This is a genomic window from Cystobacter fuscus (genome assembly GCF_002305875.1).
GTDB classification, from domain to species: domain Bacteria; phylum Myxococcota; class Myxococcia; order Myxococcales; family Myxococcaceae; genus Cystobacter; species Cystobacter fuscus_A.
Genome location: NZ_CP022098.1, coordinates 8,159,773 through 8,179,716, shown reverse-complemented (window position 1 = coordinate 8,179,716; position 19,944 = coordinate 8,159,773). Strand labels below are relative to the sequence as shown.

The following is a 19,944-nucleotide window of genomic DNA, read 5'->3' as shown; positions in this document are numbered from 1 at the left end:
GAATTGGGCAGGCAGAAACACAAGACAGGCACGTTTGTCAGGCTGGCGCTCGCAGATGGTTCCTTCGGGTATGGGAGACTGCTTGAACCACCCCATGTTGCCTTCTATGAACACAGAACCACGGAGCCAGACTCTGACTTGGACGGGATTGCGTCAAGGCCCGTCCTCTTCAAGATTGCCGTCAACCTGCTGGCTCTGAATGCATGGGAACTCATCGGATGGAGAGCGCTCGAGGAGCACCTGACTCAGCCGCTCGTTCAATTCAGGCAGGATGTGGGCGATTTCCGTCGCTGCACCATCTTCGACACCGCTGGCAACAAAAGAGCCGCCGAGCCCCAGGAATGCGTGGGGCTCGAGCGAGCCGCGGTCTGGGAACAAGATTCCGTCGAGGAGCGTCTGCTCGATGCCTTCCTGGGGCGGCCCAATGCCGCTGTGGAACACCTGAAGGTTCGTCTTCGTTAGAGCACCGAACGGCTTGTGACGCACACGTCACTTGCCTGCATCGGCGTCTCCCTCCTTTCCCGAAACCAGCCCGTGGAGCCCGAGCCGCGAGGCCGCCCGCGAGGCCGCACCGCTCTGCTTGTCTCGCGTGAGGACGAGCCGCCAGGCCTCCCGGGCCTCGTCATGACGGCCGAGTTCCGCGAGGCAGTCCCCCCAGGCCAGCAGGCCATCTCCTCCCTGACCCTGGTAGGGGTGCATGGCGCCGGCCTCGAAGAAGCGCAAGGCCTCTTCCGGGAGCCCCTCCGCCAGGCTGATGCGCCCGAGCAGGAACAGCCCGTTGCGCGTGCTCGAAACCCGGAGCGCGTGCTTCATCCCCGTGCGGGCCTCCCGCCGCGCCTCCTCGTACCGGTGCACCGCCAGCAGCGAGGCGGCACGGGCGAAGTGCGCCTCGCTCCGGTACATCCGGGGCAGGCGTCGCCAGTCCACCTGGGCGAGGGCGCTGAGCGCGTCCTCTCCGCGTCCGGTGTGGGCGAGGATCCACGCGCGTTGGACGGGGAAGAAGTTCCACAGGAAGGCATCCCCACGCGCTGTCTCCTCCAGATTGGACAGACGCGCATTGGCGGCCTCCCAGCTCCCGAGGTTGTAGACGGCCTCGACGAGGTTGAACCGCACCAGGGCCCACTCGCGCGCCGCGGACGGTTCCGGGGGATGGGACGGACCCTGCCAGCCCCGTTCGATGTCGAGTGCCTCCAGATAGAGGCCCGCGTTGATGAAGAGGTTGATGGCGCAGTTGGCGCAAGGCAGACAAGCGTCCGCCTTGGCATGGACCGCGAGGTTGCGGGCCCCCGAGACGGCCTTCTCCGTGTAGCCAAGTGCCGAGTGCGCGTAGAACTCCTCCCGCCACAGAATGGGTCTCATCCAGGCCGCGAGGGGAAGGTGCTCCAGGACTCGGGTGAGGGCGAGTGCCGCGCGGAAGGCGCCCCGGTTGAAGCACCAGGTCGTGAGGTGCAGCAGGAGCCGATGCACCGGAGGCCAGAGCAGCAGCCAGGCTACGAGGACGAGGAGCAGTTCAGGAGGGACACGGGCCAGGCCCGCGATGGCGAGGGTCATGGGCGGTGGGACTCCGGTCCCAACTCCCTGTTCCAGTCAGGCTCGTGAAGGAACCCCGGGTCTTTGAGCACCTCGCGGGGCCTGAACTCGGACACTGGGGGCTGTGGCGTGGTCATGTCCCTGGCCCTACCATGGAGGTCACGTGTGTCTCAAGCTCCGGGAGCCGCGCTCGCTCCGAGGGCGCTGGACGCCTTCCGTCCGCTCGGTGGCTGTCCACGGGCAGGTCCACCTGGCCGCTGAAGGCCGAGGCGGCTCAGGTGCTCACGCCTGGCCGCGGAGCTGCGACACCACGCTGCCTTTCACCTTCCTTCCATCCTTCCTCTAGGGAGGAGTTGGCTTGCTCGGCTCGGAGGGAATGATGGCCCGCAGGGGGGCATCGCTCCCCAGGGCGATGAAGGGGGCCCAGTAGTAGGGATGGGGATGGGAAGCGCGTAACGAGCGCATGGCCTCGCGCAACGCGGAGGCGCGGCCCTGCCCCGCCAGGAGGTTGCGGTAATAGACGTCCATGAGCAGGCTCGTGGCGTTGTCGTTCACACTCCACAAGCTCATGACCACCGTCTCGGCCCCGGCCACCACCAGGGCGCTGCGCAGGCCGTAGATGCCCTGGCCCAGGTGGATCTCGCCGCGACCCGTGTCACAGGCGGAGAGGATCACGAGTTGGGTGCCCCAGAGGTCGAGCCCGGCCAATTCCAGCGCAGTGACCAGGATGGTCTCGGGGCGGGGATCGGCATGGCTCGGATCCTCGGTGGGCGGTTCGCCCAGGACGATGCCCGAGTTGAGCAACGGTGACTGCTGGGATGGGGGAATGCTCATGGGAGACGCCAACGACGGCACGACGTCGCGGGAGTTCGAGTCGGGGAGGTCACTGTTGAGGAAGAATCCATGGGTGGCCAGGTGGAGGATGCCCGGGGTGGGCAGGTGCAGCAGCCGCTCCTTGGTGGCCTCGGGGCCGAGGAACAACTGCGCCTGGGGCAACTGGCGCAGAATCCCCTCGGCTTCCAGCCGCGTGCCCGGCAGCGCCGGGAAGGCGTGTCCCAGCAGTGAGCGCGAGGAGGAGAAGAAGCTCTCGAGCGCGTTGGAGGGCGGGGGGGACGGAGGAGAGATGGAACGCGCGACAGCGGAGGGCGCCGAGAAGGAGGGATCGGCGAGGACGAAGACGAAGGAGGAGGGAGCGACCTCCTCGGGACGCGGCAGCAACTCGCGGCCCGAGGTGAGATACGTGAAGTCGAAGGAGTCCAGGAGGATGTGCTGGCCGTCGTGGAGGGCCGCGAAGGGGACGAGGCCCAGCTGGCCTTCGGGGGACAACAGGATGCGGCGGGTGGAACCCAGTAGAGGCAGCAGGGGTTGGACAGCACTCTGGTAGAGCTTACGGGCGGCGAACTGAAAGGAAGGGTTTCGCTGGGCCAGGGCTTTGCGCAGGCGCCAGGCTTGGGTATCGATGGGCGCCGCGGGACCCAGGTCCACGGCCCCGGTGGATGCATCGGGGAAGAGCACCAACGCCAGGTAACGTAATTGCCTGGTGAGCTTCACACGCGGCGTGCCGGGAGGGAGGAGCAGGGGACTGTCCTCGTAGGCGATGAACTCGACGAGCGCGCCGTCCTTGGGGAGGGACGCGGCGACGCGCTCGACGATCTGGGAAGGGGGGGGCAGCGCGATGAGGGCGCGCAGGGGCGCGGAGCGCTTGGCGAGTTCTGCTTCCAGCGCGTCGCCTTTCTCGGTCAGGTCCTTGAGTTGCTGTTGGTAGTCCGGGGAGGAGAGGGAGCCGGGACCGGCGAGCGAGCGGGACACCAGTTGGCCGCGCAGGCCCCTGAGCTTCTCGAGGGTGTCGCGATCCTCGGGGTTCAGGCTCTGGTAGAGCGTGCGGGAGATTCGGGCCGTCTCCTCGACGGAGCGGCCCTTGAGCAGCAACACGGTGCTGAGGGCCAGGTGCCGCACGTCGGCGTCCTCGGGGTGTGCGCGCAACAGGGCGTAGATCGCCTCCTCGGAGGCACGCAGCTGGTGGAGAAAGCGGGCGAGACGCGATTCGGAGAAGTCGAGTGCCTCTTTCCGCAGGCGTTGCTCTGTAATGGAGAACGCGCGGGTGTAGAGAGGCAGGGCCTCAGCGAGGCGATGCTGGGCCAGGCGGAGCCGGGCGAGATCCTCGAGCGTGGTGGTGGTGTCGGGGTGGCTATTACCGAGCGCGGTCTCCCGCAGCTCGAGTGCGCGAAGCAAGAGGGGCTCGGCCTGGTCATGCAGCCCCTGGTTCACGTAGAGGGTGGCGAGGGCGTGGAGCGATGTGGCGACGTGGAGCTTGCTGCCGCCCGACGAGGTCTCCCGCAGCTCGAGCACGCGCTGGTAGAGGGGTCCGGCCAGGTTGTAATCCCCCTGGCTTGCGTAGAGGGTGGCGAGGCCGTGGAGCGAGGCGGCGACATCGGGGTGGCCATCACCGAGCGTGGCCTCCTGGATCTTCAACGCGCGCAGGAAGAGGGGCTCGGCCCGGTCGTACAATCCCTGGCCCAGATAGAGGGTGGCGAGGCCGTGGAGCGAGGTAGCGACGTCGGGGTGGTCATCACCGAGCGCGGTCTCCCGCAGCTTGCGCGCGCGTTCGAAGAGGGGTTTGGCCCGGTCGTGCAATCCCTGGCCCAGATAGAGGGTGGCGAGGGCGTGGAGCGAGGTGGCGACGTCGGGGTTGTCGTCACCGAGCGCGGCTTTCCGGATCTCGAGCGCGCTCTGCAAGAGAGGCTCGGCCTGGTCGTACATTCTCTGGACGCTGTAGATGGTGGCGAGGTCGTTGCGCGAGGTGGCGATGTCGGGGTGACTCTTGTCGAGCGCTTCCTCCTGGATCTTCAGCGCGCGCTGCAAGAGGGGCTCGGCCTGGCTGTACAGCCCCTGGTCCAGGTAGAGGGTGGCGAGGTGGTGGAGCGAGAAGGCGAACTGGGGGTGTTTGTCGCCAAGGGCGACCTGCCGCAGGGCGAGCGCGCGCTGCACGAGGGGATCGGCCTCGCCGTAGCGTCCCTGGGCGCTGTAGAGGGCGGCGAGGCCATGGAGCGAGGTGGCGACGTCGGGGTGGCTCTTGCCGAGCACGGCCTCCTGGATCAAGAGCGCACGCTCATAGAGGGGTTCGGCCTCGCCGTAGCGTCCCTGGGCGCTGTAGAGGGCGGCGAGGCCGTGGAGCGAGGTGGCGAGGTCAGGGTGACTGTCGTCGAGCGCGGCCTCCCGCAACTCGAGCGCACGCTCATAGAGGGGCTCGGCCTGGTCGTAGCGTCCCTGGGCGCTGTAGAGGGCGGCGAGGCCATGGAGCGAGGTGGCGACGTCGGGGTGGTTCTTGCCGAGCGCGGCTTCTCGGAGAGAGAGCGCACGCAGGAAGAATTGCTCGGCCCGGCCGTACAGCCCCTGGTCCAGGTAGAGGGCGGCGAGGTGGTGGAGCGAGGTGGCTCGGTCGGGGTGACTCTTGCCGAGAAGCTGCTCCCGGAGGGCGCGTGCACGCTGCAAGAGAGGCTCGGCCTGGGCCAGGTTTCCTTGAAGCCGGTAGAGATCTCCGAGCAGGTCCAGGGAGTCGGCGACCTGGGAACGCGAACTTCCGAACTCAGCCTCCCGGAGCTTGAGTGCATGCTCAGCCTGTGTACGGGCCAGGGCATACTCGCCCGCGTCCCTTCGCTTCATCGCCGCGTCGTAGTTTGTCTGCGCTTCCTTCTGCCGCGCCTCCGGAGTCTCCTCGGCGGTGCCCCCGCCGTCCATCGCACCACAAAGAATCACTACCATCATCCATCCGACAACCTGACTCATCGTGTCTCCCTGAATGGGATGTATGTCGTTCGCGCGGAGCCCATGCGTCTACTCTGCTTGATGGTATGTCTATTGATCAAACCCAGTGGCCTGGCTGTGTCACGACGAACGTCTCTCCGCGAAGGGTGGAATTCGCAACGTGGGTACAGGAGGAGGAATGGGTGTCGGTATGATTGAAGTTCAAATACATTTTCATGGAATACTCTCTGTGTAGAGAGCGTGTTTGGACGTCAAAACACAATGGGCTCTCTGGAAAACGCTGTGGCATCCAGTTCGTAGGGTGACCTTCATCCCCATAGAAAGGGGACGTGGACGACCTATGCAGGGAATTTACGTTGTTTTTCACCCATCCCCTTTGGGGCGAAGTCGAGGGTGGTCCCAAGGATTACCTGGTACTACAAACGACAGCGGACGGCTGCGCGTGCTCGAGCCGGACGGCTGGTGCGGCCAAGACGAGAAGGCCCGGTAGGCACGGCATCGGCCGGCGCACCTGGCCGGTCCTGGCCGCGGCGGTACCCGGCTCAGAGTACCTCGCTCGAGACGAGGGCACCGCGCCCCGTTTCAGTGCACGCGTAGAGCTCGCTCGTGGCGTGCAGCCCCTTCTCGTCGGCGAGCACCCGCAGCACCCGCTCCTGCTCGCTGCCGTGGTCCCCGCACGGCGTCTCGACCGACTCGATTCGCGCCGAGCCCCGCAGCAACGCCCAGGTCTCCGGCTCCAGCACGAGGGGCGTGTCGGGATGCTCTGCTGTTCCCAGCGCGCGCACGCGCCCATCGCGCCGGTCGACGCCGATGAGCACCGCCTCGCGCATTCCGCACCCGTAGGACTCCGTCTGCAGCACGAACTCGCGCGACTGCCCGTCATGGTCGTAGTCCCCGAGCACCATCGCCCGCACGCGCTCGCGGCGCTGGAGCGCCTGGCGCCGTGCGTTGAGGGGAAGCGCCTCGTCTCCCTTGGCTGGCACCCACCCGCGCAACATCGCCTGGGGTGACGCCTCGCCCGGCGCGGGGCGGCCGAACAGCGGCGAGAGCGGGAGCCGCTCCACGGGCCTGCCCGGACGCGAGCGCGCGAGCTCCAACTCGCCACGCTCTCCCTGGGCGAAGCCCTCGCAGGGACACGAGATGCCCTCCGTCTCGAAGCACGCGAGCTCGGGAGGCGCCCGCCACTCGAGCCGCCAGCGCTCGGTGACGCCATCCACCTTCACTCGGACCTCCTCGCGAAGCACGGAACGGGAGCGCGCCACGCCCGTGCCCGCCACCAGCACTCCGCCCACCGTCAGCCATGTCCGCAGCCACATCCGAGCCTCCTTCCACGCACCCGCGCGTAGGCCGAGCCAAACGGTACCAGCCAGGTTGCGTGGAGGGGTGGGTCTGACATCCCAGGTCTGGTGCGAAAAACCCCCTTCCGGAGCCACGCCAGGGCCCGGGGAATGTCAGACCCATTGGGTATTTCCTACGCATGGCCGCCCGAGAGGGGGCCGAGCACACCCAACGCTATACCTGGGCCCTACCTGAGAGGGTCCACATCCAACCTGGAGCATCACACATGGCTACCCGCACCGCCGCCCGCAAGGCCTCCCGCAGCCGCACCACCGAGCAGACCAAGGCCGCCTTCGAGGAGCTGGCCCGGAAGAACCGCAACAAGCCCGTGGTCTCGGCCAAGGAGCAGGAGGCGCGCACCACCCACGCCAAGAGCGTGCTGACGGATGTCTCCACCCTCACGGCGGAGTCCGCGGTGAAGAAGGTGACCGAGGCGGGCCTCACCATCAACCGCACGTTGGCTGGCATCAACGAGCAGGTGATGGCGCTGGTGGAGGAACTCAAGCAGCTCGACGAGGCCATCAAGCTCAAGACGGAGGAGCTCGCGGCCCTGCACGGCCAGGACATCGCCGCCAGCGCCATCGACGTGCTGGTGGCCGAGTACGACCGGAAGAAGGAGGAGCTGCAGGCTGAGATGGAGCGGCTGCAGAAGGAGATCGCCGACACGCGCACGAAGTTCTCCCAGGACCTGGCGGCGGAGCGGGACGCGGTGGAGGTGGCACGCAAGCGCGCGGAGGAGGAGTACACCTACGCCCAGCAGCTCTCGCGCAAGAAGGAGCAGGACGCCTTCGCCGAGCAGATGCGGGTGCAGTCCGCCGCCGAGCGGGACCGCAAGGAGAAGCTGGAGAAGGAGTGGTCGGTGCGCGAGGAGGCGCTGAAGCTGCGCGAGAAGGAGCTGGAGGACCTGCGCAAGCAGGTGGCGGACTTCCCGTCGGTGCTGAAGAAGGAGACGGGCGCGGCGGCGGCCATCGCGAGCAACCAGGTGAAGTCCGACTGGGAGATGAAGTTCACGCTGGCGCAGAAGGACGCCGAGACGGCACAGCGCGTGGCCAGCATGGAGATCACCTCCCTGAAGGAGACCAACGCGAAGCAGACGCAGGCCATCCTCTCGCTGCAGACGGAGCTGGCCGAGGCCAAGCGTCAGGTGCAGGCCATCGCCGAGAAGGCGCTGGAGTCGGCCTCGGGGGCTCGCGCGCTGGCCGAGGTGCAGGGCGTCATCGCCAGCCGGGACTACACCAAGGGCAAGTAGTCTGTGGACAACGGTGAGGGCGTGCCGCTCCGTCAGCCGAGCCCGGGGGGTGCTATGCACCCGAGGATGCGCTGAACCCAACCTTCTCCAGGAGAACAGCGAACCATGCTCAAGGTGGCCATCATCATCGGAAGCACGCGTCCGGGCCGCAAGGCCGAGGCCGTGGCTCGCTGGGTCCACGAACTCGCGAAGAAGCGCGATGACGCCGAGTTCGAGCTCGTGGACATCCAGGACTTCAACCTGCCGCTCCTCGACGAGCCGGTGCCACCGTCCATGGGGCAGTACACACAACCGCACACCAAGACCTGGGCCGCGAAGATCGACTCCTTCGACGCCTACGTCTTCGTGACGCCCGAGTACAACCACGCGATGTCCGGCGCGCTCAAGAACGCGATCGACTACCTGTACCGGGAGTGGAACAACAAAGCGGCCGGGTTCGTCAGCTACGGCAGCGCCGGTGGAACACGCGCGGTGGAGCAACTGCGTCTGGTCATGGGCGAGCTGCAGGTCGCCGACGTGCGCGCCCAGGTGATGCTCTCGCTTCGCACCGACTTCGAGAACTACAGTACCTTCGCGCCGGCGCCCCACCATGAGAAGTCGGTCCACACCCTGCTCGAGCAGGTCATCGCCTGGGGTGGGGCGTTGAAGCCGCTGCGGAAGAAGTGACGTATAGAAGGCATGGACCCTTCAGCGGAAGAACTCCGCGGGCACGGTCTCGAATCCGCGCGGCTTCGCGTTCGAGTGGGCCTTCGCGAGTTCCGCGGGCTGCTCACCCGCGCGCAGGCGGCGGAGCAACTCGCGAGGCTCGATGTCGACACCGATGGGGTTGCTGCCGTAGACCTCCGATCGCATGAAGCTCGTCGCGTCTTCATGACGGGCGAAGTTGTCGACTTGCAGCTCGATGTGATTGCCATCCGGATCGCGGTAGTAGAACGACGTCGTCGGGCCGTGGTTGACACTCCAGAACGGAGTGATGCCGGCCTGCTCGAGGCGCTCGTACGTGTGCAGCAGCCCGGTGATGTCCGCGTAGGTGAAGGCGAAGTGCTCCAGACCGCGCGTCTTCGGCCCGGGCTGCTCGGTTGCTCCCGTGTTCACGATGCCGATGCGGTGGTGCTCGTCGTCGTAGGCGAGGAAACACACCTGGCCATTGTCGAAGGACACGGTCGCTTCGAGGACCTCGAGGTACCAATCACGCATCTGCTGGAAACGACCGGTTCGCAGCACGACATGGGCAAGCTTCATGGGTGACGACATGGGGTGTACCTCCTGGAAAGTAAACGTTACCGTTACTTTCCCCATGTAATGGGCTCCCGGAGAGATCGCAACGGGACCGTTGCGATCTCCTGGGGGCAGGGGACCGTTGTCGTCAGAAGTAGAAGCTCACGCTGAGCTGGGCGTTGAAGGGTGCTCCAGGGGTGAACTGGAGGTCTTCACATCCCTCGAAGGCGTCGGCCTCGCCCACCGGGCGGGTGCCCACGGGACAGCTCGCCGGGCCCGTCTCGGAGGGCAGCCGCGAGACGTTGGCGAATTGGGCCTCTCGCCAGACGGTGCCGAGCAGGTTCTGCACGCCCAGGTTCACCTCGTAGAAGGAGCCCCGGTAGCCCAGCGTCGCGTCCACGCGGGTGTAGCCTTCGGCGATGAGGAAGCCGTCCTCGGTGGCCGGGCGGTCGCCCAGGTGCAGCACGCCGAGCCGGCCATAGACGCCGATCGGATGACGCGCGGATACGCCGCCGGACAGGATGAGCGTGGGGGCGAGCGCCACCGCGTCACCATTGCCAGCGTTCTGCACATAGGTGGCGCGGGTGACGGTGGCGTCCGCGTCGGCGAAGAGCCACGGGAGCACCTTCAACCGGGCCTCTGCCTCCAGACCCTGGCGGCGGGTGGCGCCGCGGGCCTCGGTGGTGCCGTCGTCGCCCACCCAGACGAGCTCGCTGTCCAGGTCGAGCCGGAACACCGAGCCCGCGAGATCCAACCGGTCGAACAGCCGCGTGCGCGCGCCGACTTCGTAACCTCGGGCCCGGGTGAGGGGCGTCACGGGCTCCGGCTGGCGCACCACGCCGCGTGCGTCGTTGGAGTGGAAGCCATCGCCGAAGTTGACGTACAGCTCGGTGCTGGGGAGTGGGCTGAGGACGAGGCTCGCCTTGGGCGAGAGGCGTGAGGCCTGCCGCACGCCCGAGGTCTTCGTGTCGGGAGTGGCCAGGTCCTCCCGGTGGTCGTTCACGTCGAAGCCGAAGGAGTCCGCGCGCAGGCCGAGCAGCGCCCGAAGCCAGGGGGTGAAGACGATGTCCTCCTGCGCGTACACCCCGATGCTGCTCTCGCGGACGCTCGCGTCCACCAGGGTCTCCAGCCGCTCGCGCGCCTTGTCGTAGCTCAGGCCGTTCTCGATGCCGTCACTGCGCAACTGCGTGCCGACCGTGGTGTCGAAGGTGATGCCGCCCCACTGGCGCCGGAAGCGGTAGCTGGCGTTGAAGCCGAGCACCGTGCGCCGATCGTTCTGCTCGACCATGTCTCCGTTCACCGGATCCCGGCTGAAGAAGGTGAAGTCGGAGTAGAGGCTGAGCTGGTATTGGATGCCGTACACCATGATGTTCACCTCGCCGTCGTCGCGGGTGAGGGTGCGCCAGGTGGCGTAGGCGCTATGGCGTTGCGAGTTGCCGCCCTCGGCGTCGTTCACGGTACCGAAGCGGTCCAGCAGGCCGGCGTTCACCGCTCGCAGGGGAATCTGGCCACTCGCGTTCCAGCCGCTGCCATACGAGGTGATCGCCAGTGACAGCGAGGAGCGCTCCGACAGGTCGCGCGTCACCTTGGTGAAGAGGCTGTAGCGCTCCAGCTTCTCGGGGTTGAGGAAGGGCCCGTTGGTGCCATACACCTGCCCGGCCACCACGGGGCTCCATCCCTCCACGTCCGGGGCGGCGACGAACATTCCGCGCCAGGTGTCGAACGAGCCTCCGCCCAACGTGAGCTGGCTGGACTCGAAGTTGCGGCGCGTGACCAGGTTCACCGCGCCCGCGGTGGCGAAGTCCCCGTCCTGCGCGAAGTACGGGCCCTTGCGTACCTCCACGCGTTCGATGAGTTCGGGGATGACCCAGTTGAGGTCCGCGTAGCCCTGGCCGTGCCCGTGGCTGACCATGTTGACGGGGACGCCGTCCACGAAGAGCGCCACATCCGTGCCGTGGTCCGCGTCGAAGCCGCGCAGGAAGTACTGGTTGGCCTTACCGCCACCCGCGTGCTGCACGGTGTAGAGGCCGGGCACCACCTGGAGGATGTCCGCCGGGCGCGGGTGGGGGCGCAGCAGGAAGTCCCGATCCCGAACCGTGGACGACGAGGCCGCGGTGAAGGGCCTTCGCGCGGTCACCGTGGTCTGCATGGCCGCGGGGGCCTCTGGCTTGGGTTCCGCGGGAGCGGTCGGCTCGGGTTCCGCGGGAGCGAGCTGCTCGGGAGGCGAGGGGGGGCTCTCGTCGGAGGACTGCGCGAGAGCGGGAACAGCGGACACAACCACCCACAGGCCGAGCCAACCCAGACCACGGCGCTTTTCCCTCATTAACAAAACAGTGTGCTCCTCGGTTCGTACCGGGGGCGGAACGGCTCCACCCCTGTCCTCTCCCGGGGGAGAGAGGGGGCGCACACAAATCACATCCGTTCGAGCAAGTCTCGCGACATCGGCCCTTCGCGGACCCCCGGCGGCGGCGCGTTCCGCCGCCGGGACGGTGGCTGATCAGTAGGACGACTTCGCCACCATGTTCTGGTTGGTGACGGCGGCGCCCGTGCCGTTGATGATGTGGTTGATCGCGGCGCCCGAGGTGGAGCCGAGGAACACCGTGATCATGTGCTGGAACTTCACCCCGGGGGTGGTGGGCGTCTCGATGGCGTTCTCCAGGATGACGGGGTTGTAGAACACGGAGTAGATGCCCAGGCCCCGGGCGTCATGGTTCGTCACCGAGTTGGCGACCTTGTACGACGCGTAGCCCTTCACCCCGTCGTGCGTCCACCGGCTCTGGTTGGGCACGTCGTAGGGGATCTCGGACTGGTAGAAGTAGACGCGGCCGTTGTTGCCGTTCCACAGGGTCTGGTAGCCCTCGAAGTGCTCGCAGAACAGACCGTAGGCCGACACGTTGTTGCCGTTGACGATGATGCCATTGATGCCCTTGTTGGTGTCCCAGCCCACGCCATTGCCGTGGTCGGCGCGCCACAGCCAGATGTTGTCGATGAGCACGTCGTTGCTGTTGATGGTGACGCACACCGTGGCGTTGCCGGCCTGCGCTCCGCCCACGCGGCAGGACACGTCGAAGAGCGCCGTGGGGTTGGCCGCGTGGCTCACGGTGCTCGTCGCGTTGCCCACCGAGAGCAGCACGGCGGAGTTGTTGATGCCCGCGTCGAAGAGCACTCCGGCCACCGTTACGCCGTCCACGTCCGCGACGTTCATCGCGGCGGTGCCGGAATCCGGAATGAGCGTGGCGAGCCCCAGGCCGAGGATGATGGTGTTGGGGTTGGACACCTGCAGGGCACGGCTCAGGTGGTAGATGCCCGGGGTGAGCAGCAGGTGCTTGCCCGCGCTGAGCGCGGCGTTGAGCGTGTCGGCCGTGTCCCGGTCCGAGCGGGCGATGTGGAACTTGTCGATGGAGAGGGTGGTGCCCGCGGTGGTCCCGGCGCTCCACGTGGTGCCCTTGCTGTTGGTGCGCAGCGAGGGGACGTGCACGGCGTAGGCGCCGTTGGCGTCGATGAAGAGGTAGGGCTTCTCACGGATGACGGGCGTCGTGTCGACGACGGTGTACACCTGGTTGGGCCAGGTGCCCGACGGGGCCTGCTCGTCGCCCACGAAGACCATGTTCCAGTTCTGGCCCTGCCAGTTGTTCAGGCTCGTGTTGCGCGTGAGGAATTGCTGCTGGGTGCCGGAGTTGATGACGTTGTCGATCTTCGAGTCCGCGATGAACCCGCCGCTCGACCAGGCGTTCTGGTAGGCATTGTCCCAGAGGTTGATGGAGCCCTTGACGTGGATGCGGCGCATGGTGGTCGCCTGGGACACCGCCCACACCGCCGTGTTCGAATCCTTGGTGGGCACGATGGAGAGGTTCTCGGCGCCGCGCCAGAAGTTCTGGGTGGCGTTGCCGTTGAACCAGTCCGCCTTGGCCCGCACCGCGCCGTTGATGGTCACGTTGTCGGGCGACTGTCCGAGCCCGAAGACGCTCATGTAGAAGCCCACGCGCACGTCGACGTTGTACTGGCCCGGCTTGAAGAAGTACGCGTAGCGCTGGCTGCCGAACTGGTTGGTCTCCTGCTGCTGGAAGATCTGATCGAGCCGGCTCTGGATGCTCGCCGCCGACATGGAGGGATCGAAGACGAAGACGTTGGGGCCGAAGTCCGGGCCCCCCGTACCACCACCACCCCCCGAGGCGGTGATGCCCAGGGTGAGCGTCTCCCACTCGCGGGCCGAGGCACCGGCGGCCGAGACCGTGGAGCCACCCGCGTTGGCGGCGGAGATGTACTGGCCCGTCACCACCGTCTTGAGGGCGATGGAGTCGCCGCTGACGACGGTGCCGGTGCCGTTGAGCTTCTGCAGGGTGAACTGCTCCCAGGACTGGGGCGCGGTGGCGGTGAAGCGGACGGTGCTCCCGCCGCCATTGATCGCCGAGCCGTACTGGTTGCTGATGCTCTGCAGCGTCACCGTGTCACCGTTGACGAGCGAGCCGCCGTTGAGGTCGGTGAGGGTGAACGTCTCCCACTCCAGCGCCTGGGTGCTGTAGGCCATCAGGTCCGCACCCCCGCCCTTGTCGGCCACGAGGTAGTGGCCCGACCAGGTCTTGAGGTTGACGGTGTACTGGTTGCTCTCCAGGGGCTGGGCGGTACTGGCCGTGGTCTCGTCCTGCTCGGGGCCGGAGGCCGGCGCGCAGCTCGCGCTGACCGCCAGCAGGCTCCAGGTGGCGAGTCTCATGACTCGCCACCGGCGGGGGTGAACGGCGGGAAACGACTCATCGGGCTTGGCTCGGCGCATCGCGTCCTCCACGTGGACTCGTGGACTTGGGGTTGCACCCGCTTTAAGTAAATTCGATGTAAACTACAAGAACAGATTGTTCTTGTTTTTCAGTCGGAGGGCTCGCCACGGCTGGAAGTGGGCTTCCGGGGCCATCTCCGCCTGGCAGGCGGCGGTCAGTCGAGGAAGCGGCGCTGCCAGCGTCGTGCGGCCTCTTGGGAACCGGGCTCCGCGTGCAGGTAGGGTTCCAACACCCCAGCCAGGGCGCGGTAGGGTTTCATCTCTTCCTTTTGCTCCACGTCGCCCGCTTCAGGCCATGTCCCCAGAGAAACCAGCGCCTTCTCCGCGCCTGTTTCTTCGATGGACACCTCCGGAAGAGCCAGCCGCGCTCGAAGACCTGCCACGCCGCCGAGTTGATCGAACAATGGCTGCCCGTAGAAGTTCAGCCAGTAGGCGCCCAGCACGCTCTCTCCCAGGTTCATGGATGTGGTGTCGAGCCGATGTACGTCCATCCCTGGGTAGCGGAAGCATTGCTCGCGGATGAACTGCATGACCGGCTTGCTCTCCAGGAGATGGTTGAACGCAAGGCCGGCATAGCCGGAGGTGAGGGGGAGTTCTCGTGCGAGCGCCACAGCCAGGGCCTTGACGTGCTCGGGTCCACGGGTCTCCAGGTACTCGGTGGGCATCCAGAAGGACACCGCGCTCACGAAACCTGGCAGGTCGAGGTCTTCTCTCGGCCTGCCGTGGTACTCGAAATGAAAACCACCTACCTGGTTTTCGTACTCTTCCAACCGCAGGATGCAGCTATCGCGAGAGCTTAGTTCATCGCGAACCTTCGCCCAGAGTCCGCCATCCAGGGGCCGCACGTCCCCCGCCCATCCTTTGTACTCTTCGGGAGCGATGTCGCCTCCCATGTCCACGTACCAGCCCAGCTTTTCGTGTCCCACTGCGTCGAGATAGAGGTCCAGCGCGCGCGTGACGGCCTGAGATATGTCGTCGTGCGGGCGCCGCATGAAGAAACAGAGGATGAGTCCTTCGCGCAGTACCAATCGACCATCAGGCAAGGCTTGCCTGAGCTTTGGATATCGTTTGCTCACCATACGGGCTCTGGAATGACTCCGTCCAAGGGGGTAATGCGAGAAGGCGATCGTCAGGAGGGAAGGCCAGGCAGTGACATCTCCTTGGCAAGGACGGTGCTACCGGTAGAAGTGGTCCGCGAGGAGGCGGGCGTTGAAGAGCATGGCGTCGTAGCTCGTGTAGACGCCGTGCCCGAAGCACGTGGCCAGGCAATTGGGCAGGGCGCTCGAGCCCCGGTCGCCGTAGTCGACGAGGAAGCTGAACCCGTCCCGCGGTACGCGCGCGCCGTGGCGCACGTGCCGCAGCCACGCCTGCACGTCGTGGCCCTCGCCGAGGATGGCATCGAGCCGCGCGGCCAACTCCCGCTCCTTCGCGCTGCCCGGCGGAATGTCCGAGCCAGAGATGCCCCACTGGTGCACGTAGTCGCCATTCTCCGTGTGGAGGACACCGGCGAGGGAGTTCCCACGCGGCTCCGCTCCCCGGTGATTGATGACGTGGAGGAGGCGGCACTGCCGGCCCGTTGCCCAGCCATAGCGCGGCGGCATGCCGAAGGTGGCGATGTCGAGCCGCGCGCGGGCGACCGTGCGCGCCATGTCCTGGAGGACCTCGGTGGGCTCGCCCGCGTCGCGCACGGCCTGCCAGAGCGCCTCCGCGGTCCGTGCCGGATAGACGAGCTGCGTGAGCAGGGCGAGCACCTGGCCGCCGTGGCTGTGCCCGAGGAGCAGCGCCCGCTTGCGCCCGAGCTCCGAGGTGGCCAGCAGCCGCAGCAGCTCCACGGCCGCGCGCAGGCGGGCGACATGGTTGTTCGCCGAAGACCAGACGAAGCGCGTGGTGGGGATGTCGCCGCCCAGCGCCTTCTGGAAGAGGGAGACGTACTCGGGGGTGTAATTGCCGAGATCGCGCAGGAGGCGATCACTCGGGAGCTTGGAGAGGCGTTGCAGGGACGGCATGAACCCCGGGCCCAGCGCCGAGAGGGGCCCCTGGAGCGCGGAGAGCAACTGGATGGGATCGTGGCCAACGAAGGTGCCGTGCACGAAGACGACATGGCGCACCCCGGCGCGGCGCAGCCGGAGGCCCGCCTGCGTCATCGCTTCGCGCCAGGCGGCGGATTGGGCTTCGAGGACGGGCGTCTCGCGAGCGATCGACGGCATCGCCTCGAGCGGCCGCACCGCGAACGTCCCCGGTCGCGGCGCGGCGTCGTATTGCTGGGGTTGGCAGAGGGCCGGCTTCGGGCGGAGCCGCCACGCGACGAGCCCAGAGAGCGCGACGATGAGGAGGAGGAGTGCGAGCTCGAGCCACATGTCATGCCACCTCGTGCCGCCACGGCCACGAACGCCGCGGGGAGGGTCCGTTGGAAAGGGCCGGGAGGAGTGGGACGGTTCCGGGCGGGTACCGCATGCCGCGGCAGCTTATTCGGAACGCGGATGCAGGGTCATCCTCCTCCTCATCGCCGCCAGTGCCCTCCATGGAGGTGGCGTGACCTACTTGCGGTTGCGGCCATATCTGTCGTGGCTGCTCACCCAATCGCCGGCCAGGATGGCGGAGGTGAGCGAGATATCGCCCGCGAGCACGACGGCGGCGCAGATCTCCGCCAGTTTGTCGGCCTTGCCCTGGCCCACGCAGCCGAGCATCTCGAGGCACTCGCGCTGGGTGGCCAGCGCGGTGCCGCCGCCATAGGTGGCCACGATCAGCGCCGGCAGTGTGACGGACCAGTAGTAGTCCCCGTTGGGCAGGAGCTGTGCGTAGGTGATGCCGGCATGGGACTCGGAGACGTTGGCGACGTCCTGGCCGGTGGCGATGAACAGCGCGGCGAGGGCATTGGCCGCGTGCGCTCCACTGTAGGCACTGCCCGCCATGAAGCCGCCCGCCTGGGTGAGCTGCCGGTACTCGAAGAGCTGTTCGGGCGTGACGTGGGCGAGCCGCTCCAGTACCTCGCGCGAGAGCACCGCCTCGGCCACCACGCGCCGGCCCCGCGTCTGCAACACATTGAGCTGCGAGTGCTTCTTGTCCGTGTCGATCGCGCCCGAGAGGATGTAGCGGATCTTCTTCGGGTAGTGGGCGATGATCCACTCACAGGCCGCGTGGGTGGCCTTGCCGCTCATGTTCTGTCCCGCGGCATCCCCGGTCGAATAGTTGAAGCGCAGGTAGAGATTGCAGGCGAGCGGATAGCGGGCGATGTGGAGCAGCTTGCCCACGCGGGTCGTGCTCTCGGCGGCCTGCTTGATCTGCTCGTGGTGCTCGGTGAGCCATTCGCCGAACTCGCGCGCCGCTCGTGCGTCCTCGAAGAGGAACACGGGGGCGCGCTGCATGGCCTGCTCGATCACCGTGGCCTTGACGCCGCCGCACTCGGTCAGCAGACGCATGCCCCGGTTGTAGCTGGCGACGAGCGTGCCCTCGCTGGTGGCGAGCGGAATGTAGAAGTCGCCCTGGGCGTGCTCTCCGCGGATGCGCACCGGGCCCGCGATGCCGATCGGCACCTGGGCCACGCCCATGAAGTTCTCGATGTTGCCGGGCAGGGTGCCGGGCTCGAGCGAGTAGCGGCCCACGTGCTCGAGCGACGCCCCCGTGCGCTCCTGGATGAAGGCGCGGCGCATGGCCGCGGCGCTCTCGGTGTAGTCGTTGTCGCGATCTCGCGGGATGGGCACGCGGGGGTTCTTCGCATCGGCATCACTCATTGGCGCTCCGTCCTGTTGGGAACAAGGGAGAATCCGGTGATGCTAGAGCACGAAGTGTTTCCCCATCCCCTCGTGCTCCGTGCATCGTTGGGTAGTGCGTCTTCGGGCCGAGGTGCCCGCCATGAGGATAGTGGAGGATTTCCCGATGAAGGACCTGAACCGGACCCTGGACCTTCCCACGACGCGACGCGATCCGGAGAGCGGCTACACACTGCACGGCAGGCGCTTCGACGATCCCTACGCCTGGCTGGAGCGGCTCGACGCCGCGGAGACCCAGGCCTGGATCGCGGCGCAGGAAGCCGTCACCCACGCCGTGCTGCGCGCGGTGCCGGGACGCGAGGAGCTGCGGGCCGCGGTCGCTCGCTCCTCCCGCCATGCGCGGCTCTCACCGCCCATTTCCGCCGGGCCGCATGGACGCGAGTTCCTCTGGCAGGCGGACGCCAGCGACGACAAGCTCAAGTTCATGCTCCGGCGCGGCACGGGCGCGCCGCTCGAGACGGTGCTCGACCCCAACACGTGGGCGAGCACCGAGGCCCTGGTTTTCGCCGTGCCGTCTCCCGATGGTGCGCGGGTCGCGTTCGGCAAGGCCGTTGGCGCGACGCATGCCGCGGTGATCCACGTGCTCGACGTGGAGACAGGGCGGCTGCTTCCCGACCGCCCCCGAGGGACGAGCCACACGTCGGTGGCCTGGCGACCCGACTCCTCCGGGTTCTTCTATGCGGCGTGTCCCGAACCGGGCGAGGTGCCCGCGGGCGACGAGTCGCACTGGAACGCCATCTACGAACACCGGCTCGGGTCGGGTGAGCCGGCCCGCCGGATCTTCGGCGACGACCAGGAGAAAGAGTACTGGTGCTCCGTCAAGGTCAGCGAGTGCCGCCGTTTCGCCGTGCTCTACAAGTGGGACTATGTGCACGCCAACGTCGTCTATCTCCTGCGCCTCGCCGATGACGCGCTCGTGCCAGTGGCGCCCGTCATGCGCTCTCTCAACCAGGTGCAGGTGATCGGTGACTCGCTGCTCGTCCAGACCGACCTGGATGCGCCGCGCGGTCGTCTCTGCATCGCATCACTGGCGGCGCCGACGGAGTGGCGGACGCTCATCCCCGAAGGCCCGGACACGCTGCAGACGGTCGCCGGTGTCGGGGGCCGGCTCTACGCCGTCTACTCGCATGCGGCGTCGCATCGTGTGCGCATCCACGCCCAGGACGGCACCTCCCTCCGCGACCTGGTGCTGCCAGCACTCGGCTCCGTGAACCGCAATGAGGGGGAAGGCATCGTCAGCGGCATCAGCGGCTCCTGGAGCGGCGACGAGGTGTGGGTGAGCTTCATGTCGTACGTGCAGGCCCCTTCGGTCTATCGGTATGACTACGCGGCGGATCGCCTGTCGCCGTACCACGTCCCCGACGTCGGGCTCGACGCCTCCGAGTACGTGACGGACCAGGTCTGGTACGAGTCGCTCGATGGCACGCGGGTGTCGATGTTCATCATCCACCGCGCGGACCTGCCTCGTGATGGGCGCCAGCCCGTGCGTCTGAGTGGCTACGGGGGCTTCAACATCTCGGTGGAGCCGCGCTTCTCGGCGCTCAACGCCGCCTGGCTGAAGCTGGGCGGCGTCCTCGCCTTCGCCAACGTGCGAGGCGGCGGTGAATACGGCCGCGCCTGGCACGAGGCGGCATGCAAGACGCGGCGGCAGAACGCCTTCGACGACTACATCGCGGCGGCGCGTTGGCTCGTCTCGGCGGGTTATACGACGCCCTCCAGGCTCGCCTCGCGCGGCAACAGCAACGGCGGTCTGCTCGTCGCCGTCACCGCCATGCAGGCGCCCGAGGCCTTCGGCGCCGTCTACTGCCGCGCGCCCACCCTCGACATGCTGCGCTTTCCGAGCTTCGGCCACCTGAGCTCGGCGACGGTCGAATACGGCTCGCCCGAGGATCCCGTCGAGGGCGCGTATCTCGCCGGGTATTCGCCCTATCACAACGTCCGAGCCGATCGCCGCTATCCCGTGATGACCTTCGTGTCGGCGTTGAACGACCGGGTCGCGCCTCCGTACGATCCGCTCAAGATGGTCGCCAGGCTCCAGGCGGAAGGCACGCGGGGCGGACCCTATTTCCTGCTGCCGCTCCGGGACTCGGGACACGGCGGAGGCACCACGCTGACGGCACTCGTCGAACAAGACGTCGACGAGCTCAGCTTCTACTGCTGGGCGCTCGACGTCGCACCGCCCAGGCTCGCGAGGTGACCAGGCCACGGGGCGGCAGCGATGTCGCTGTGCCGCGCTGTGAGCCAGGTCACAGCGCGGAGGCCATCCGCCAGAATAGAGTGGGTGGGGTCTCACCGAGAATGAA

The 19,944-nt window shown here is 67.3% G+C and carries 13 protein-coding genes; 4 read left to right on the top strand and 9 right to left on the bottom strand.

Annotated elements, in window-relative coordinates; all coding sequences use genetic code 11:
• Positions 1 to 3: 3 nt before the first annotated feature.
• Complete coding sequence (locus CYFUS_RS32935; protein ID WP_095988828.1) at positions 4 to 462, top strand: Imm26 family immunity protein; 459 nt, start codon at positions 4 to 6, stop codon at positions 460 to 462.
• Between the two features lie 27 nt (positions 463 to 489).
• On the opposite strand, the gene CYFUS_RS32930 is transcribed toward CYFUS_RS32935, so the two are convergent.
• The 3 genes from CYFUS_RS32930 to CYFUS_RS32920 all read right to left on the bottom strand — a co-directional run bounded on the left by CYFUS_RS32930 (position 490) and on the right by CYFUS_RS32920 (position 6,611).
• Positions 490 to 1,551 carry a tetratricopeptide repeat protein gene (locus CYFUS_RS32930; RefSeq protein ID WP_095988827.1) on the bottom strand — a complete coding sequence of 354 codons (1,062 nt, stop codon included), beginning with the start codon at positions 1,549 to 1,551 and terminating at the stop codon, positions 490 to 492.
• A 321-nt stretch (positions 1,552 to 1,872) separates the two neighbouring features.
• On the bottom strand, positions 1,873 to 5,316 hold the full coding sequence (locus CYFUS_RS32925) for a CHAT domain-containing tetratricopeptide repeat protein (RefSeq protein ID WP_198316223.1): 3,444 nt from the start codon (positions 5,314 to 5,316) through the stop codon (positions 1,873 to 1,875).
• A gap of 521 nt (positions 5,317 to 5,837) precedes the next feature.
• The gene (locus CYFUS_RS32920; protein WP_095988826.1) at positions 5,838 to 6,611 is read right to left on the bottom strand and encodes a hypothetical protein; all 774 of its coding nucleotides are present in this window, start codon (positions 6,609 to 6,611) and stop codon (positions 5,838 to 5,840) included.
• Between the two features lie 248 nt (positions 6,612 to 6,859).
• Between CYFUS_RS32920 and CYFUS_RS32915 the strand changes: the two genes are divergently transcribed.
• Both CYFUS_RS32915 and CYFUS_RS32910 read left to right on the top strand, forming a co-directional pair.
• On the top strand, positions 6,860 to 7,882 hold the full coding sequence (locus tag CYFUS_RS32915) for a kinetoplast-associated protein (protein WP_095988825.1): 1,023 nt from the start codon (positions 6,860 to 6,862) through the stop codon (positions 7,880 to 7,882).
• A gap of 105 nt (positions 7,883 to 7,987) precedes the next feature.
• On the top strand, positions 7,988 to 8,548 hold the full coding sequence (locus CYFUS_RS32910; protein ID WP_095988824.1) for an NADPH-dependent FMN reductase: 561 nt from the start codon (positions 7,988 to 7,990) through the stop codon (positions 8,546 to 8,548).
• A 21-nt stretch (positions 8,549 to 8,569) separates the two neighbouring features.
• Here CYFUS_RS32910 and CYFUS_RS32905 read toward each other — a convergent pair whose 3' ends face one another.
• From CYFUS_RS32905 to CYFUS_RS32880, 6 genes are all read right to left on the bottom strand, one after another.
• Positions 8,570 to 9,136: a VOC family protein gene (locus CYFUS_RS32905; RefSeq protein WP_095988823.1), complete on the bottom strand. Its 567-nt coding sequence runs from the start codon at positions 9,134 to 9,136 to the stop codon at positions 8,570 to 8,572.
• 112 nt (positions 9,137 to 9,248) lie between these two features.
• On the bottom strand, positions 9,249 to 11,423 hold the full coding sequence (locus CYFUS_RS32900) for a TonB-dependent receptor (RefSeq protein ID WP_095988822.1): 2,175 nt from the start codon (positions 11,421 to 11,423) through the stop codon (positions 9,249 to 9,251).
• A gap of 174 nt (positions 11,424 to 11,597) precedes the next feature.
• Positions 11,598 to 13,811: a hypothetical protein gene (locus CYFUS_RS54100; protein WP_269770164.1), complete on the bottom strand. Its 2,214-nt coding sequence runs from the start codon at positions 13,809 to 13,811 to the stop codon at positions 11,598 to 11,600.
• Between the two features lie 215 nt (positions 13,812 to 14,026).
• Positions 14,027 to 14,950 (bottom strand): type VI immunity family protein, encoded by a 924-nt coding sequence (locus CYFUS_RS32890; protein ID WP_232536947.1) that lies wholly within the window; start codon positions 14,948 to 14,950, stop codon positions 14,027 to 14,029.
• Between the two features lie 96 nt (positions 14,951 to 15,046).
• Positions 15,047 to 16,228, bottom strand: coding sequence for a hypothetical protein (locus CYFUS_RS32885; protein WP_095988820.1), 1,182 nt, complete (start codon positions 16,226 to 16,228; stop codon positions 15,047 to 15,049).
• Positions 16,229 to 16,408: 180 nt separating this feature from the next.
• Positions 16,409 to 17,602, bottom strand: a complete 1,194-nt coding sequence (locus CYFUS_RS32880; protein WP_095988819.1) for a hydroxymethylglutaryl-CoA reductase — start codon at positions 17,600 to 17,602, stop codon at positions 16,409 to 16,411.
• Positions 17,603 to 17,747: 145 nt separating this feature from the next.
• Between CYFUS_RS32880 and CYFUS_RS32875 the strand changes: the two genes are divergently transcribed.
• The gene (locus CYFUS_RS32875; RefSeq protein WP_095988818.1) at positions 17,748 to 19,838 is read left to right on the top strand and encodes a prolyl oligopeptidase family serine peptidase; all 2,091 of its coding nucleotides are present in this window, start codon (positions 17,748 to 17,750) and stop codon (positions 19,836 to 19,838) included.
• Positions 19,839 to 19,944 lie beyond the last annotated feature (106 nt).